We start from the raw sequence: 17,032 nt of genomic DNA on the forward strand, positions 1-17,032 counted from the left end.
CCCGCGCTCCCGTCCCTCCGCCCCGTCCTCGACGGAGGCGCCCGGCCCGGGCCTGCTCGCGCTGCTGGAGGGGCTGCCGGAGGCCTTCCTCGGCGTGGATGCGGGCTGGCGCATCAGCTACCTGAGCCCCCGCATGCGCGAGCTGCTGGGGGCCCGCGTCCAGCCGGGGGACGACCTGCGCAAGAAGGTGGCGGACGTGCTGGGCCTGGGACCGCACCTGCGCCTGGACGCGCTCGCCACCGCGCAGCCGTGCGCCGCGCGCTACGAGCACCGCTGGCACGAGGGCGGCTTCTGCTTCGAGGTCAGCACCCGCCCCGTGGACGGCGGCCTGCTGGTGCACTGCCGCGACATCACAAGCGAGTTCCAGTCCCGCCACGAGCTGCAGCGCGCGGGGCAGCTCTTCCAGGCGGTGATGGAGGGCACCACCGACGCCATCTACATCAAGGACATGGAGGGCCGTTACCAGGTCATCAACTCCGCGGGCGCGCGCGCCCTGGGCCGCACCGTGTCGGAGGTGCGCGGGCACACCGACGCGGAGCTGTTCCCGCCCGACGAGGCCCGGACCAACCTGAAGCACGACCGGGACGTGCTCAAGGCGGGCCACCCCCTCACCTACGAGGACGCGCAGAAGGACCCCAACGGGGACGTGCGCGTGTGGATGTCCACCAAGGGCCCGCTGCGCGACCCGGAAGGCAACGTGTTCGGCCTGTTCGGCATCAGCCGCGACATCACCCAGCGCAGGTGGGCGGAAGAAGAGGTGCGCCGGCACGCCGAGTTCCAGGAGCACCTCATGGGCATCATCAGCCATGACATCCGCAGCCCGCTCGGCGCCATCATGAACTGGTCGCGCGTGCTGGCGGCCGGCGGCCCCGCGGAGGAGACGGCGCGCACCAGCCGGCGCATCGCCACCGCGGCGGTGCGCATCGAGCGGCTGACGCGCCTCCTGCTGGACTTCACCCGCGCCCGGCTGGTGGGCGGCGTGGTGATTGAACCGCGCGGCTCGGACGCGCAGGAGCTGCTGACCAAGGTGGCGCACGAGTTCCGCGTGGCCTTCCCGCAGCGCGACATCGTCGTGGAGCACAAGGGCAACACGCAGGGGCACTGGGACCCGGACCGGCTGGCGCAGGTGGTGTCCAACCTGGTGGAGAACGCGCTCAAGTACAGCCCGGCGGACAAGCCCGTGAGCCTGGCCACGCGCGGCCTGCGCAACAAGGTGGTGGTGACGGTCCACAACCAGGGCCGCCCCATCCCGGAAGCCACCCTGGCCCACCTCTTCGAGCCCTTCCGCCAGGGCCCGCAGCAGACGCGCACGCTGAAGATGAGCTACGGCCTGGGGCTCTACATCGTGCGCGAAATCGTGCACGCCCACGGCGGCACCATCGAAGTCACCTCCAGCGAGGACGACGGCACCACCTTCACCGTCACCCTGCCGCGCCGCGCGCCGCCCCGGAAGGGCCCGCCGCCCGAGCTGCCGCACCCGCCCGCGCACCGCCCCTGAAGGGGCGCGCGGCTCGTCAGACGAAGCGGGAGATGAGCGGCACCAGCGCGTCCAGCGGCGCGCTGCCGTTGGACAGGCCGGCTTCCGCCACCGCGCGCGGCATGCCGTACACCACGCAGGAGGACTCGGCCTCCGTGAGCACCACGCCGCCCGCGGCGCGCAGGGCCCGCGCGCCCTGGAGCCCGTCCTCGCCCATGCCGGTGAGCACCAGCCCCAGGGCGTCCTTCCCCCAGACCTCCGCCACGCTCTGGAAGAGCACGTCCACGGAAGGGTGGTGCGGGGTGCCCAGCGGATGGCGGTCCAGGCGCGCCAGGTTCAGCGTCCCGTGCCGCACCACCTTCAGGTGGTACCCCGCGCGCGCCAGCACCGCGCGGCCCGGCACCAGCTCCAGGCCGTCGCTCGCCTCCACCACCTCCAGCGCGCTCTGCGAGTCCAGCCGCTTCGCCACGGCCTCCGTGTAGCCGGCGGGGATGTGCAGCGCGAGCACCACCGGCGCCGGGAAGTCCCGGGGCAGCGCCGACAGCAGCCGCGTCAGTGCCTGCGGCCCGCCCGTGGACGTGCCCACCGCCAGCAGCTTCGTGGACACCGCGGGCAGCAACCGCGCGGGCGCGGCGTTCCTGGCGGCCTCCAGCTCGTTCGCGTAGCGCGGCACCGCGCGGCCGGCGACGCGCACCTTCTCCACCAGCTCCGCGCCCAGCTCGTAGAGCCGGTCGGTGGCCAGCGCCGTGGGCTTGTGCACCAGGTCCACCGCGCCCGCCTGGAGCGCGGCCACCGCCAGGTCGCTGTCCGCGCCCGCGCTGCTCACCACCACCACGCGGGGCGCGTCCGGCATGCCCGACAGCGCGCGCAGGAAGCCCGCCCCGTCCAGCGACGGCATCACCAGGTCCAGGGTGATGACGTCCGGCTTGAGCTCCGCCACCCGCTCCAGCGCGTCCAGCCCGTCGCGCGCGGTGCCCACCACCTCCAGGCCCTCCGCGTCCGACAGCACCTTGCGCAGCACCTTGCGCGCGAACGCGGAGTCGTCCACCACCAGCACGCGCAACGTCATGAGTCCGCCTTGCTGTAGAAGAACGCCCCGCGGCGCTCCTCGCAGCGCAGCGCCGTGCCAAAGCGCATCAGGGATTCGGACGTGCCCACCACCAGTTGCCCGCCGGGCCGCAGCGCCCGGGTGAGGCCATCCACCACGCGGCGCGCGGTGTCGTCCTGGAAGTAGATGAGCACGTTGCGGCACAGGATGGCCTCACAGCTCCCCGGCTCCGGGTAGCCCGCCGTGTCCACCAGGTTGAGCTGCCGCCACTCCACGCGCGCCAGCAGGTCCGGCCGCACGCGGGGACGCCCGTCCACCACGTCCAGCCAGCGCCCCACCACGCCCGGGGGCAGCGCGCGCATGCAGCGCAGGTTGTGCTCCCCCGTCCGCGCGCGCTCCAGCGCCCGGGCGCTCAGGTCCGTGGCCAGGATGGACACGTCCCCCAGCACGCCGCGCGAATCCAGCATCATGGCCAACGTGAGCGGCTCCTCGCCGGTGGCGCACGCCGCGCACCACACCCGGGGCTTGCGGCCGGCCTTGACCTCCGGCACGAGCAGCTCGTCCACCAGCACTTCCATGGCCTGGGGCTCGCGGAAGAAGTACGTCTCGTGGACGAGCAGCGCCTCCACCAGCGAGTCCAGCGCCTCCGGCCCCTTCGGGTCGTAGCGGAGGAAGTAGTAGTAGTCGAGCAGCGAGTCGAACCCGGCATCCAGCGCCCGGGTGGACAGCTTCTCCGCCAGCAGCTCCCGGTCCTCGGGCCCGTAGTGCAGGCCCGAGCGTTGCTCGATGAGCATGGCCAGGATGGCCAGGACCTGCGGGGACAACGGCAGCGTGCTCATGGACGTGGGCTCTCTAGCGACCCAGGGCCAGGAGGCAGGCGCGGCGCACTTCGGGGTCCTCGTCGCGGTGGGCCGCCCGGTCCAGCGCCTCGCGCGCCTCCACCGTGCCCAGCGCCGCCACCGCAGGGGCCGCGGCCCGGCGGCCGGCGGGGCTCGCGCCGACGAGCGACTGCATCAGCGCCGCCCTCGCGTCCGCCCGGCGCATGCGCGCCAGCGCCGCCACCAGCAGGGGCGCCGTCCCGTCGTCCGCCACCTCCAGCGCCGCCATCAGCCCGGGCAGCCGTCCCTCCACCGGCAGCGCCAGCGCGGACACCACCTGCTCGCGCAGCATCACGTCGCCCAGGAGCGACACCAGCTGCTGCGTCGCGTGCGTGCCGGTGCGCGTGGCGAGGAAGCCCACCGCCGCGCTGCGCACGCTGTCATCCCGGTCCCCGGCGGCGCGCAGCAGCGCGGGCAGCGTCTCCGGCGCGTCGTACTCCGCGACCGCCGACAGGGCGACGAGCCGCGTGGCCGGGTCCTCTGAGTGCACCGCCTCCAGCAGCACCGGCAGCGCGTCCGGCCGCCGGGCCACGCCCAGCCCCAGGAGCGCCGCGCGGCGCACGTCCGCGTCCGAGGAGGAGGCCGCCCGGCGCAGCGCCGCCATGGCGCTCTCCGTGTGCATGTGCGCCAGCGCGTCCACCACCGCCACGCGCACCTGGCCCGCGTCGTCGTTGGCCAGCGCGACGATGGCGTCCGCGGCGGCCTCTTCGTTGAGCTTCCCCAGCGACTGGCACGCGTAGTAGCGCACCCACGGGTCGCGGTCGTTCAGGCCCCCCAGCAGCGTGGAGGTGATGCGCGCCTGCTTGTCCGTCTGGCCCAGCGCGCGCATGGCGGTGGCGCGCGTGCGCTCCGACTCGTGGCTCGCCGCGGCCAGCAGCGCGTCCACCGCGCGCGGGTCGTCGATGAAGGGCAGGCCGTAGATGGCCGCGTCGCGCAGCCGCTCGTCCGGGTCCCGCATGGCCAGGAGCAGCGCGTCCAGGCCGCGCGGGTAGCCGAAGTACGCCACGATGCGCAGCGCCGCACGCCGCTGGCGCGCGTCCGTGGACCGCGCCGCCTCCAGCGCCAGGGCCTCCGTCGTCTCGCTGCCCAGGGACTGGATGGCGCCCACCACCGCCTGCGACACGCGCGGGTCCTCGTCCGACAGCCGCGCGAACAGCGCCGGCACCGCGGACGTGTCGCCAATGCGCGACAGCGTCTCCGCCGCCAGCGCGCGCACCGTCGCGTCCCGGTCCTCCAGGCACAACAGCACGTCCGGCACCGCCGCGGAGCGCTTGCCCACGAGCGGCAGGAGCACCCGCCTGCGCGAGCTGTCACCCTCGCGCAGCGACTGGAGGATTTGCGCGTCCGCCTCCGCGCCCAGCTCCCCCAGGGCCGCCGCGGACGCGCGCGACACGCCCAGGTCCTGCGAGTCCAGCAGCTTCAAGAGCCCCGTCGCCGCGTCCGCGCCGCCCACCCAGCCCAGCAGGCGCGCCACCGCGGTCTTCTCCCCCGCGTCCGCGCCCGCGATGACCTGGGCCATCCGGCGTCCGGTGGGGTGCGGCTCCGACGAAGTGGAGCGCAGCACCGACGGCACCATGCGCGCGCCGCCGAAGCGCTGCACCTGCGCGTCGTGGATTTCGACCAGCGCCACCGCCGCCACGCGCACCACCGCGTCGTTGCCGCGCTGGAGCAGGCCCACGAGCGCGGGCACCGCGGCCTCCTGGCCGGTGCGGCCCAGCGCGCGCGCCGCCTCCAGGACGTAGAAGGGGTCCGACAGGAGCGCCATCAGCGCCGGCACGACGGTGGGGTCGCCGGAGCGGCCCAGCACGTCGATGGCGGGGAAGATGCGGAAGAAGTTGCCCGAGCCCAGCGAGGACAGCAGCGCGTCCACCGCCGCGCCGCCGCCCACGCGGCCCAGCGCCTCGATGGCGGCCACCGCCACGTTGTCGTCCGGGTGGACGATGAGCCGCGACAGGAGCGGCACGGACCGCCGGGCGCGCCGCCGCCCCAGCACCTGGGCGGCGTCACAGACGATGGCCGGGTTGGGGTCGTCCCCCAGCGCCTCCACCGGCCCCTCCACGTCACCGGTGGCGGCCACCAGCGCGTCCACCGCCGCGGCGATGCGCGCCTCGTTGTCCCGGCGGTGGCGGAGCACGTCGCACAGGGGCTCCACGGCGGAGGTGCCCAGGCGCGCCAGCGCGGACACCACCGCGCGGCGCACGGCCCACGACGGCGCGTCCAGCCCGTCCACCAGCACCGGCAGGCTCTCCGGGCCCCGGCGCGCCAGCTGCTCCACCTCTTCCACCCGGGCGCGGTCGTCCGCGGACAGCGACAGCGGGTGCTGCCTGACAGTCGAACCGGTCACGTGCCCTGCTCCCGCGTGCTCCGGGGCGTCGCCGGCTCCGTGCCGCCCAACAGGCCGCTCAGGTGGCTCAACCCCTCCACCTGCTCACCGTTCAGCCGCGCCAATTGCCCCAGCCGGCCCGCCACCTCCCGCACCTCCTGGGCGGTGACGGCCGTGGTGCGCGCCTGCTCCGCCGTGGTCACGGCGATCTCCCGTGCGCGGACGCGCATGTCCTCCACCGACCTTCCCAGCTGCTCGCTCACCGTGGCCTGCTCCTGGGCGGCCTTCGCCACCGAGGCCACGCCCGTGGCCTGCTTCGCGGCGGACGTGGTGAGCATGGACAGGGCATCCGTCTGCTCATCCAGCGCGCGCGCGGTGGTCCTCGCCACCCGGCGCACCTCCTCCGCGCCGCGCACCAGGGACGTGAGCGCCTGGGCCTGCTCCTCCGTGGCGCGCGTCACCTCCTTGGCCAGGTTCGCGACCTGGCGGCTGGCCAGCTCGCCCTGCTTGAGCGCGCGGGCCTGCTCCGCCATGGCGCGCGTGGACTGGGCCACCTCCTTGCGCGTGGCCTCCATGGCGCGCGCCACCTCCTGCGCGGCCTTGGCCTGCTCGGAGATGCCGGTGAGCGTGCGCTGCGTGGAGGTCGCCACCTCCTGCGCCGTCGCCCCCAGCACCCCCACCTGCTGGCCCTGCGCCATCACCGCGGCGCTCACGCCCTGCACCAGCTGGCGCATCTGCGTGGTGCCCCGGGCCAGGTCCGTGGCGGCCTGCGCCTGCTCCTGCATCGCGCGCGACACCTTCTCCGCCACCTCCGACAGCTGGTTGTTGGAGCGCACCGCCTCGCGCAGCGCCTTGGCCTGCTCCTGGGTGGCCTGGGTGGTCTGCCGCGCCATGCGCCGCATCTCCGAGCCGCCCTGGGCCAGCGCCTGCGCCGCCTGCGCCTGCTCCACCGAGGACGCGGCGATGAGCCGGCCCTGCTCGCTCACCTTCGCCGTGGCCTGCACCAGCGCCTGCACCGCCTGCACCTGCTCCATCGACGCGCGCGACGCCTCGCGCACGTTCAGCCCCAGGTCGTCCACGCCCTTGAGGATGGTGCCCAGCGCGCGCTCCGCGTCGCTCGCCAGCGCCGCGCCCTCGTCCGCCGCGCGCACGCCCTCGCCGTTGGCCACGGCCGCCTCGCGCGCCGTCGTCTGCAGGCCCCGGACGATCTTCGCCACGTCGCTGCTGGCCGCCGCCGCGCGGTCCGCCAGCGCCCGGATCTCCTCCGCCACCACCGCGAAGCCGCGGCCGTGCTCCCCGGCGCGCGCCGCCTCGATGCTGGCGTTGAGCGACAGGAGGTTGGTGCGGTCCGCGATGAGGTTGATGGTCTGCACGATGTCGCCAATCTCCTCGGCGCGCCGGCCCATCTCCTTCATCACCCCGGACGACTCCACGATGGACTGGCGGATGCGGCCGAAGCCCGCGATGGAGCGCGCCACGGTGGCGCCGCCCTCGCGCGCGCTCGTGCCCACGCGCTCCGCGGCCTGCCGCGCCTCCTCCGTCAGCTGCGACGCGCGGCGCGTGGACGACTCCAGCTGCGCGGACGCGGTGGCGCTGGTGGACGCCAGGCCGTTGATGCTCTCCGCCGCGCGGGCCACCGCCTGGGCGGAGCGCGACAGCTGCTCGATGGTGGCCGCGTTGGCGTCCACCACGGCGGCGTTCTTCTCCGACGTGGCGGCCACCTCCTCCACGCTGGCGGCCACCTCCTGCACGGTGGACGCGGTGGTGGTGGCGCTCGCCTCCAGGGTGCGCGTGTGCTCGGCGACGCCGCGCACGCTGCGCGCCACCTCCTCCGTGGCGGCGGCCGCGTCCTCCACGCTGGCGGACATGGTGGTCGCGTCCCGCACCACGTCCTGGAGCGTCTTGCCCAGGGACACGACGGCGCCGGACACCTGGCCCATGCGCTCGCCCACGCCCTGCGCGTCCGAGGACAGGCGGGTGATGCCCTTGGACATCTCCTCGATGGTGGCGGCGACCTCCTCCGTGGTGGCGGCGCTGGTCTGGTTGCGCGACACCAGGTCCTCCACCGTGGCGGTCATCTCCTGCATGCTCGCCAGCAGTTCCTCGCTGGAGGCGGCCAGGTCCTCCGCGTTGGCGCTCACGCCCTTCACCGAGCGCGCCACCTCCTCCAGGGTGGAGGCCGTCACGTCCGCGCTGGAGGCGAGCATGCCCGCGTCCTTGCGCACGCTGGACACCGACGCCGTCACCTCCTGCATCGCGGCCGCGGTGGTCTCCGCCTCCTGCTGCACGCCCTTCGCCGCGTCGCTCACGGACGTCTGGCTGCGCACCAGCGACTGCACCGCGGTGCTCGTCTGCTCCACCTGCGCGGCCACGGACTCGATGGCGATTCTCACCTGCTCGCCCGCCGCCGCCTGCTCGTTGCCGGCCGAGGCCAGCCGCGTCGCGAGCTGCTCGGTGGACCGCACCAGTCCTCCGCCTTCCGCCATCTGGAGCGAGGCGCGCTCGGCCAGCGCGCGAGCGTCCTCCAGCTTCCGCACGCTGTTACCGTTGTCCGTCGACATCCGCCGCCTCCTCCCCGACCACCCGGGGGAAATCAATGAGCATCACCAACCGCGGGCCCACTTGCGCCACGGCCTTCACGAACCCCTTCGCGCCCTCCACCACCATGGGAGGGGGCGGCTGGATGGTGCGCGGGTCCAGCTTCAACACCTCGCGGGCGCTGTCCACGAGCAACCCCACGGTGCGCTCGCCCAGCTGTCCCACCACCACCCGCGAATCCAGCGACGGCGTCCCCGCGGGCAGCCCGAAGCGGGTGCGCGCGTCCACCACCGGGATGACCCGGCCGCGAACCTGGACCAGGCCGGCCACGTGCGAGGGCGCCCCGGGCACCGGCGTCGCGCCGGTGTAGGACTCCATCTGCACCACGTCCGCCGCGGGCATCGCGTACTCCGTCCCGTCCACCTTGAACAACACGTGCAGCACGTTCATGACACCCACTCCCCCGCGCGCGACGCACGCTTGCGGCGGCCCATGCGCGCCGCGCCCAGCGCGGCCAGGTCCAGCACCAGCGTGGGCTGACCGTCACCCAGGTCCGTGGCGCCGGCCACGCCGGGCACGCGCACGAGGGGATCCTCCAGCGGCCGCAGGACGATTTCCTGCTGTCCCAGGAGCCGGTCCACCGCGAAGGCCACGGGGTCCCCGCGCTGCCGCACGATGAGCGCCTTGGCGCCCCCGCCCTTCGCGCTGGCGTCCCCGGAGGACCCGGCGTCCAAGAGCCGCGCCAGCGACACCAGCGGCACCGCCGCGCCCCGGCGCTCCACCAGCCCCAGGCCGTCCGCGCCCGCGGGACGCACCACGCCCGCCACGTCGATGAGCTCCTCCACGGTGCCCACCGCGACCGCGTACCGGCGGCCCGCGCACTCGAAGACGATGGCGTCCATCAGCGTCACCGTGAGCGGGACGGACAGGGTGAAGGTGGTGCCCGCGCCCTTGCGCGTCTCCATGCGCAGCTCGCCGCCCAGCTGCTCCACGACGATGCGCCGCACGATGTCCATGCCCATGCCCCGGCCGCTGGTGCGCGTGGCCTCCTGGCGCGTGGACAGCCCGGGCCGGCACAACAGGTCCAGCAGCGCGTCCGCGGAGTCCGGCACGGGGGCGTTCGCCGCCTTCGCCACCGCCTTCGCGTCCACGCCGCGCCCGTCATCGCGCAGGGTGAGCTCCAGCTGGCCGCTGGCGCGCGCATGGCAGCTCAGGTGCACCAGGCCCTCCGGGGACTTGCCCGCCGCCTGGCGCTCCTCGGGCGTCTCCAGCGCGTGGTCCACCGCGTTGCGCACCAGGTGCACCAGCGCGGGCAAGAGCCGGTCCGCCACCGCCTTGTCCAGCTCCGCGTCGCCCACCTCCAGCTCCAGCCGCACCGCCTTGCCCGTGGCGCGGCGCAGGCCGCGCACCAGCAGGGGCAGCCGCTCCAGCACGTCGCCCACGCGCACCATGCGCAGCCGCAGGATGGCCGAGCGCAGGTCGCGCAGCTGGCGGCCGTTCTCCTGGAGGATGGCGGTGAGCTCGCGCGTGGGCGCGCCCGCCTGGGTGAGCGCCGCCACCGCGCGCGTCAGGCGGGAGCGGTTGACGACGAGCGCCGCCAGCCACTCCATGGCCTCGTCCAGCCGCGACACCTCCACGCGCAGCAGGCCCCCGCCCCGGCGCACCTCGGGCTCGTCCAGCTCCTCGTCCAGCACGGCGCCGGCGGGCAGGGCCGCGCCGTCGGGCGGGGCCGGGGCCAGGTCCCCCGGCGCCTCGGCGGCTCCCTCGGGCGCCTCCAGCGAGCGCACCATGGCGGGCGGGCCGCCCACGGCGTCCAGCAGCGCGGCGTCCTCCGCGCGGGTGATCAGCAGCAGCGCGAACGCGAGCGACGCGCCCCCCGCTGCGGCGCCGGACAGGGGCAGCACCTTCACGATGTCCGCGAGCTTCGCCACCCGCTCGCGCACGGTGTTGATGTTGAGCCCCTTCGCGGCGCGCTCCGAGGACGGCACGAAGTCCAGCCGCAGCGCGCGCTGGCCGGCGGTGAGGCCACCCTCCAGCTGCTCGCGCTCGGACGGGGCCAGCCGGGAGGCGAACGCGGCCTCCGCGTCCAGCTTCACCGGCCGGGCCCGCTTGGGGGCCGCGTCCAGCACCTGGGGCCCCAGCGCCTCCAGCCGCTCCAGCAGGGCCGTGGGCGCGGGCGACGCGGTCTTGCCCGCGCCCAGCTGCCGCACGCGCAGCTCGATGGCGCGCAGGCCCTCCACCAGCGGCTCCACGCTGGACTCGGGCAGCCGGCCGCCGGCCTGATCCGCCAGCCGCAGGGACGCCTCCATCCAGTGCGCCACGGAGACGATGGGCTCCACGTCCACCATGGCGGACAGGCCCTTGAGCGTGTGCAGCGCGCGGAACAGCTCCCGCACGGCGCGGGGCTGGGCCTGGCCCTTGCGCACGGCGTCCTCCACCGCGAGCAGGTCCCGCTGCGCGGAGGCGAGCAACTCATCCACCTCCGCCAGGTATGCGGGGAGGAACTCCGCGAACTCCCCGGATCCACTCACCCGCGCGACGCCTCGGCCGACGACTTCTCCAGGAGCGCCCGGGCGGCCCCCTGGATGGAGTCCGGCGTGAAGGGCTTGGTCATGAAGCGGTCCGCGCCGGCCTGGAGCGCGCGCTCGCGCGAGGCCTCGTCGCCCCGGGTGGTGACGATGATGATGGGCAGGTTGCGCAGGTGGTCCTGGCCCCGCACGAACTCCACCACCTCGATGCCGCCGATGTCCGGCATGTTGAGGTCCAGGACGAGCAGGTCATACGGCTTGAGCGACAGCTGCTCGATGGCCTCCAGCCCGCTGGAGGCCTGGGTGAAGCGGCTGTCCGGATAGGGCCGCAGGCAGGCGACCACCATCTCGCGCATCACCTTGCTGTCATCGACGACGAGTACCTCGGGCATGGCGTCCTCTGGAAACGGCCGGCCAAGCTAGCTCGATTCCGATCCGCTGAAAGAAATGAGTCATCCGGCGCGCGTTGAACGTTGGCTTGTCCACGCCGGCCCTGGACGATCTGCCATGGACGCTGGAGGACCGCCACGAGCGCCTTCACATCCGGCACCCTGCGCTCCTGTTTTCTGCTCCGGGAATCGAATTCCATCCATGCGCCCGCCTCCCTCGTCCGACGCCTCCTTCCCCCGCCCGCCGGGCCCCTCTCTTTCCGAACCGGGACCCGCACCTTGCGTCTGGGTGGTGGACGACAGTGCCAGCGAAGCGCGCTTCATCACGGCGGCATTGGGAACGGGCTTCCAGGTGGAGACCTTCCCGGACGGCGCCGCCATGCTTGAACGGCTGCACGCCGGGCGTGCGCCGGACGTGGTGGTGCTGGACTGGGAGATGCCCGGGATGTCCGGTCCGGAGGTCTGCCAGTTCCTGCGCGGCAATCGGGAGACCCAGGCCCTGCCGGTGCTGATGCTCACCGCGCACGGCCGGCCGGAGGACCTGGTGCAGGGCCTGCGCGCGGGCGCCAACGACTACGTGGCCAAGCCCTTCCGCACGGAGGAGGTGCGCGCGCGGGTGGACGCGCTCGCGCGCACCAAGCGGCTGGTGGATGACGTGCGGCGCACGAGCGAGGAGAAGGCGGAGGTGTTCGCGCAGCTGGACGCGCTGCTCACGTCGTCGCCCGTGGGGCTGTCGCTGCTGGACCGGGACCTGCGCTTCGTGCGCGTCAACGCGCGCATGGCGAAGCTGGACGGGCTGTCCGTGGACGCCTACCCGGGCAGGACGCTGGCGCAGGTCCTGCCCCAGCGGGCGCCCCAGCTGGAGCCGGTGCTCCGCCGCGTCATGGAGACGGGCGAGCCCGTGGAGGAGCTGGGCTTCACGCTGGAGCACCCGGACGCGCCCGGTGGCGAGGTGTACGTGATGGCCAGCTACCACCCGGTGCGCACCGTCCGGGGAGAGGTGGTGGGCGTGGGCACCGTGCTGGTGGACGTCACCCGTCACAAGCAGGCGGAGGCGGAGCTGCACGCGTCCGCGGAGTTCCGCGAGCGCTTCCTGGGCATCGTGGGCCACGACCTGCGCAACCCGCTCCACTCCATCCGCATGGGCGCCAGCTTCCTCGTCGCCAGCGAGCAGCTGCCCCCGCCGCTGGAGCGCACCGCCAGCCGCATCATCCTCAGCACGGACCGGATGACGCGGATGATCACCGAGCTGCTGGACTTCACCCGCAGCCGGCTGGGCAGCGGCATCCCGCTGACGCCGGGCGCCGCGGACCTGGGCCAGGTGGCGCGCCAGGTGGTGGAGGAGCTGGAGCTGGTGCACCCGAACCGCACCGTGAAGGTGACGTCCACGGGGCCCCTCACGGGGCACTGGGACGCGGACCGGCTGGCGCAGGTCCTGGACAACCTGGTGGGCAACGCCCTGCTGTACAGCCCTCCGGAGGCCACGGTGGAGCTGGTGCTCACGGGCGAGCCGGAGCAGGTCGTCGCGCGGGTGAGCAACCCGGGGGAGGTCATCGCCCCGGAGGAGCTGGAGCTGCTCTTCCACCCCTTCCAGCGCGCGCGCACCGCCGCCCACGTGCCGTCGGGCCTGGGCCTGGGCCTCTTCATCTCCGAACAGATTGCCCGGGGCCACCGGGGCACGCTCACCGCGACGTCCGACGCGGCAGCCACGGTCTTCACCCTCACGCTGCCGCGCGCCATCGCATGAGTCGCGGCGGACGCCCCCCTGGCCGCTCCCATGCTTCCCGGCCGTCCGGGACGGCGGCGGGCCTGGAATCGCCGGGGCCCGTGCCCTACGGTGCACGGGTGTCCACCGCGCAACACCGCCCCACGCTGCTCCTCGTCGAGAACAACGAAGACGTCCGCGAGGCGCTGCGGGAAATCCTGGAGTCGGAGGGCTACCGCGCCCTCACGGCGGTGAACGGCCAGGACGCGCTGAACGTGCTGGCGAGGCAGGAGCGGATGCCCGGCCTCATCCTGCTGGACCTGGTGATGCCGGTGATGGACGGCCACGCCTTCATCGAACACCTGCGCGGCACGGGCGCGCTCGCGCTGACGCGGGTGCTGGTGCTGACGGCGCACCCCACCCTGCCGCTGCCGCAGGGGGTGGCCGGACGGCTGGGCAAGCCGGTGAAGCTGGAGGCGCTGCTGGACGCCATCGCCGTGCACTCCGTGCGGGCGTAGGGCCGCGCGCTCAGGCGGCGGGGCAGTGCCGGGCCACCATGGCCAAGAGCTCCGCGATGTCCACGGGCTTGCGCAAGAGGCCCACCGTGCCCGGAGGGGCCTTGGCGGAGAAGTGGGCGGTGAGCATCAGCACCGGCAGCTCGCGGTGGCGCGCGTCCTGCCGCAGCCGGTGCAGGAACTCGTGTCCGTCCATCACCGGCATCATCAGGTCCAGCAGGACCAGGCAGGGCTGGGGCTGGGAGGCCAGGACCTCCAGGGCGGCCTGGCCGTTGGCGGCCTGGAGCACCGTGTAGTCCTCCATCTCCAACAGCTCCGCCACGACCTCGCGCAGATCCGGTTCATCGTCGACGATGAGGATGGTGGAACGCGAAGTCTCTCTGCGCACCCGGGCAGCCTACGCAGGTCGCGCCGCTGGCGCCAAGGATTGGCGTGCCTCCCTGCCCTGCGCCCGCGCGGTGATTTCACGCAGGGCATGCCCCTGGGGGGCCGCCTGTCGGGAATCCCCGGCGAAACACGGGGGTGCCATTGCACCTGGGGGCCCGAGCCCCTACCCCCTTCTCTACGGGCCCATGAAACTCATCGCGGACTTCATCGAAGCGAACCTGGACGTCCTGGTGCGGCGGTTCGCGGACGCGGCGCGAAGGCTGGAGAGCACGCAGGGGCTGAAGGCGTCGGAGGTCATCTCCACGCTGCCGGAATACCTCCACGCGGTGGCGGCCATCTGCCGGGACGGCGCCACGCCGGAGCGGCTGGAGACGCGCGCGCGCCTGGAGGAGGCCCACATCAACCTGCGCCTGCGCGTGGGCGCCACGCAGGAGGACGCGACGGACGAGTACACGCTGCTGGGACGGCTCATCCCCCAGCTGTGGGAGGACGTCCAGCCGGAGCGCAGGCCCGGCGCCCCGGGCCTCCAGTGCCTCTTCCAGCAGCTGGAGGAGGCCATGGACCACGTGGTGGTCCTCTTCTCCGGCTACTCGCTGGAGGACCGCCAGCGCGAGAAGCGCTTCCTGCGCCAATTGGACGCGATGGCGCCCCGGTGGCTGGAGCCGCGCGCGGATCCGCACGGCCCGCTCAGGCCGCTGGTGGAGCTCGTCGTCCGGGCGCTGGAGGCCGCCGGGGCGGAGCTGTTCCTCGTGGACGCGGGCGGCCGGTGGATGCGCCCCGTCGCGCACACCGGGCACCTTGTGCCGCCTCCCGGCCGGTCGGTGGACTCGCAGGGGCCGTCCTTCCTGGGCCGGGTGGCCCGCTCGGAGGAGCCGCTGGTGCTCGCGCAGGGGCGGGGCCTGGAGGACAGCGCGCGCGAGGGGCTGCACGCCCCCGGGTGGAGCACGCTGCTGGGCCTGCGGCTGTGGCCCCACGGCGAGCTCATGGGCGTGCTCTGCGTGGGGTTCGCGGAGGCCCGGCCGGTGCCTCCGCAGACCAAGCGCTTCCTGGAGACGCTGGTGGAGTACCTCTCCGGCATCCTCGACCGCGCCCTGCTCATGGGCCAGCTGCGCGAAGCCAACGCGCGGCTGGAGGCGTCGGAGACGCGCTACCGGCTGGCCAGCCAGGCCGCCGCGGACACCGTCTGGGATTGGAACCTGCTCACCCAGGAGATGACCTGGAGCGGGGAGACGCGCAGGCTGCTCGGCTTCGCGCCCGACGAGACAGGGCCGTGGGCCAGCTGGTGGGTCGAGCGCATCCACCCGGAGGACCGGGAGCGGGTGGCGCGCGGCATCCACGCGGCCATCCAGGGCACGCAGGCGCGCTGGCAGGACGAGTACCGGTTCTTGAACCGCCAGGGCGACGTCGTGCGGGTGCTCGACACGGGCGTCATCCTGCGCGACGCGACGGGCCGGGGCGTGCGCATGGTGGGCGCCATGCAGGACGTCACCTCCCGGTGGGAGGCGGAGAACGGGCACGAACAGCTGCTGCGGGAGGCGCGGACCGCGCGCGTCCAGGCGGTCACGGAGCTGGGCCAGCTGCACGCGCTGCTGCGGCAGGCGCCCGTCGCGCTCGCCATCCTCCGGGGGCCCGCGCACGTCGTGGCGCTGGCCAACGACCGCATCTGCCAGCTCTGGGGCCGTCCCTACGAGCAGGTCCTGGAGCGCCCCGTGCTCGAAGCGCTGCCGGAGGTGCGGGGCCAGGGCATCCGGGAGCTGCTGGACGGCGTGCTCAAGACGGGGACGCCCTACGTGGGCCACGAGCTGCACGTGCGGCTGGCGCGGTCCGCGGACGGAGCCCTGGAGGACGCGTACTTCAACGTCATCTACCAGCCGCTCCAGCCGGCCGAGAGCGGCATCGAAGGCATCCTCGTCGTCGCCAGCGAGGTCACCGAGGCCGTGCGCGCGCGCCAGAAGGCGGAGTCGCTGGCGGGGACGCTGCAGGCCAGCGAGGAGCGCCTGCGGCTGGCGATGGACGCGGCGGACATGGGCAGCTGGGACATTGAACCGGCCACGGGCCGGGCCACCTGGGACGCGCGCTTCCGCGCCATGCTGGGCCTGCCCGCGGAAGGCGAGGTGCTGCTCGACGAGGCCATGCGGTTCGTCTTCGAGGAGGACCGGCGCCAGGTGGAGCACGCGATGGCGGAGGCCGCCCGGCCGGGAGGCTCCGGCGAGTACGCGAGCGAGTTCCGCGTGCGGCCTCCCCAGGGCGGCCAGCCCGTGCGGTGGATCTCCGGCCGGGGCCACGTCCACTTCGGGCCGGACGGCCGGCCCGTGCGCTTCGTGGGCACGGGGCTGGACGTGACGGAGCACAAGCTGGCGGAGGAGGCCGCCAGCCAGCGCACGGAGTTCGAGCAGTACCTGGTGGGCATCGTGTCCCACGACCTGCGCAACCCGCTGAGCGCCATCATCCTGGGCACGACGTCCCTCTTGCGGCGCGACGATTTGAACGAGCGCGCGACGAAGGCCGTCCTGCGCATCCAGGCCGCCGCGGAGCGCGCGGTGCGGATGATCCGCGACCTCCTGGACTTCACCCAGGCGCGCCTGGGCGGCGGCCTGCCGGTGCATTGCCAGGACCTGGAGCTGGGCGCGCTGGTGCGGCAGGTGGTGGAGGAGGTGCAGATGACCGTCCCGGAGCGCGTCCTCCAGACGTCCCTGCCCGCGACGGCCCTCCGGGGCTGCTGGGATCCAGACCGCGTCACGCAGGTGCTCACGAACCTGCTGGGCAACGCGCTGAAGTATTCACCGGAAGACACGCCCGTGGCGGTGCGCCTGCGGGAGGCGCCCGGCGGCGTCCTCCTGGAGGTGCACAACGCGGGAGCTCCCATCGCGCCCGACGTGCTGCCCCGCATCTTCCAGCCGATGCAGCGCGGGGCCCCGGGCATGGACCCGGCGACGCGCAGCGTGGGCCTGGGGCTCTACATCGTGCGGACCATCGTGCAGGCGCACGGCGGAACCATCGACGTGACGTCCACGCACGAGGCGGGCACGACGTTCACGGTGAGGCTGCCGCACGGCGACGCGAAGCCGGCGTCCGGAGCGCGGTCGCATGGAACTGAACAGGCGCGGCCCGCCTCATGACTGTCATCAGCGCGTGAGGGAGCGCGCCTGCATGCCTGGGTACCTGCCAGCACACGGAAGGCGCGGACCCCGGCTGGACGGGGAGCGGGCCGCCCGGTTAGGAACCGGCCCATCCCCTTGATGCC

12 protein-coding genes are annotated in these 17,032 nt (G+C 74.1%); 4 read left to right on the top strand and 8 right to left on the bottom strand.

Annotated elements, in window-relative coordinates; genetic code table 11:
- A partial coding sequence (locus D7W79_RS23600; RefSeq protein ID WP_120527648.1) for a sensor histidine kinase occupies positions 1 to 1,498 on the top strand: 1,498 nt, incomplete at its 5' end.
- A 16-nt stretch (positions 1,499 to 1,514) separates the two neighbouring features.
- On the opposite strand, the gene cheB is transcribed toward D7W79_RS23600, so the two are convergent.
- Genes cheB through D7W79_RS23635 form a run of 7 tightly spaced genes read right to left on the bottom strand, consistent with a single transcriptional unit; the run spans position 1,515 to position 11,184 of the window.
- Positions 1,515 to 2,546: a chemotaxis-specific protein-glutamate methyltransferase CheB gene (gene cheB, locus D7W79_RS23605; RefSeq protein ID WP_120527649.1), complete on the bottom strand. Its 1,032-nt coding sequence runs from the start codon at positions 2,544 to 2,546 to the stop codon at positions 1,515 to 1,517.
- On the bottom strand, positions 2,543 to 3,364 hold the full coding sequence (locus D7W79_RS23610) for a CheR family methyltransferase (protein ID WP_120527650.1): 822 nt from the start codon (positions 3,362 to 3,364) through the stop codon (positions 2,543 to 2,545). Before D7W79_RS23610 ends, cheB begins: the two co-directional genes overlap by 4 nt.
- Positions 3,365 to 3,377: 13 nt before the next feature.
- Entirely contained in the window at positions 3,378 to 5,747 is a 2,370-nt protein-coding gene (locus tag D7W79_RS23615; RefSeq protein ID WP_120527651.1) for a HEAT repeat domain-containing protein, read from the bottom strand.
- The gene (locus D7W79_RS23620; protein WP_120527652.1) at positions 5,744 to 8,287 is read right to left on the bottom strand and encodes a methyl-accepting chemotaxis protein; all 2,544 of its coding nucleotides are present in this window, start codon (positions 8,285 to 8,287) and stop codon (positions 5,744 to 5,746) included. Before D7W79_RS23620 ends, D7W79_RS23615 begins: the two co-directional genes overlap by 4 nt.
- On the bottom strand, positions 8,268 to 8,714 hold the full coding sequence (locus tag D7W79_RS23625) for a chemotaxis protein CheW (RefSeq protein ID WP_120527653.1): 447 nt from the start codon (positions 8,712 to 8,714) through the stop codon (positions 8,268 to 8,270). Before D7W79_RS23625 ends, D7W79_RS23620 begins: the two co-directional genes overlap by 20 nt.
- On the bottom strand, positions 8,711 to 10,795 hold the full coding sequence (locus tag D7W79_RS23630; RefSeq protein ID WP_120527654.1) for a chemotaxis protein CheA: 2,085 nt from the start codon (positions 10,793 to 10,795) through the stop codon (positions 8,711 to 8,713). The genes D7W79_RS23625 and D7W79_RS23630 overlap by 4 nt, the downstream gene beginning before the upstream one ends.
- Positions 10,792 to 11,184, bottom strand: coding sequence for a response regulator (locus tag D7W79_RS23635; protein WP_120527655.1), 393 nt, complete (start codon positions 11,182 to 11,184; stop codon positions 10,792 to 10,794). The genes D7W79_RS23630 and D7W79_RS23635 overlap by 4 nt, the downstream gene beginning before the upstream one ends.
- Positions 11,185 to 11,470: 286 nt before the next feature.
- On the opposite strand from D7W79_RS23635, the gene D7W79_RS23640 reads away from it, so the two are divergent.
- A complete protein-coding gene (locus tag D7W79_RS23640) occupies positions 11,471 to 12,928 on the top strand; it encodes a sensor histidine kinase (RefSeq protein WP_158617028.1) in 1,458 nt (485 codons plus the stop codon).
- 80 nt (positions 12,929 to 13,008) lie between these two features.
- Positions 13,009 to 13,404 (top strand): response regulator, encoded by a 396-nt coding sequence (locus D7W79_RS23645; protein ID WP_158617029.1) that lies wholly within the window; start codon positions 13,009 to 13,011, stop codon positions 13,402 to 13,404.
- Between the two features lie 10 nt (positions 13,405 to 13,414).
- Here D7W79_RS23645 and D7W79_RS23650 read toward each other — a convergent pair whose 3' ends face one another.
- Positions 13,415 to 13,789 carry a response regulator gene (locus D7W79_RS23650; protein ID WP_120527658.1) on the bottom strand — a complete coding sequence of 125 codons (375 nt, stop codon included), beginning with the start codon at positions 13,787 to 13,789 and terminating at the stop codon, positions 13,415 to 13,417.
- Between the two features lie 184 nt (positions 13,790 to 13,973).
- Here D7W79_RS23650 and D7W79_RS23655 point away from each other — a divergent pair, with 184 nt between their 5' ends.
- Positions 13,974 to 16,907 carry a sensor histidine kinase gene (locus tag D7W79_RS23655; RefSeq protein ID WP_120527659.1) on the top strand — a complete coding sequence of 978 codons (2,934 nt, stop codon included), beginning with the start codon at positions 13,974 to 13,976 and terminating at the stop codon, positions 16,905 to 16,907.
- Positions 16,908 to 17,032 lie beyond the last annotated feature (125 nt).

It is taken from the genome of Corallococcus exercitus (assembly GCF_003611585.1).
In the GTDB taxonomy this organism is placed as follows: domain Bacteria; phylum Myxococcota; class Myxococcia; order Myxococcales; family Myxococcaceae; genus Corallococcus; species Corallococcus exercitus.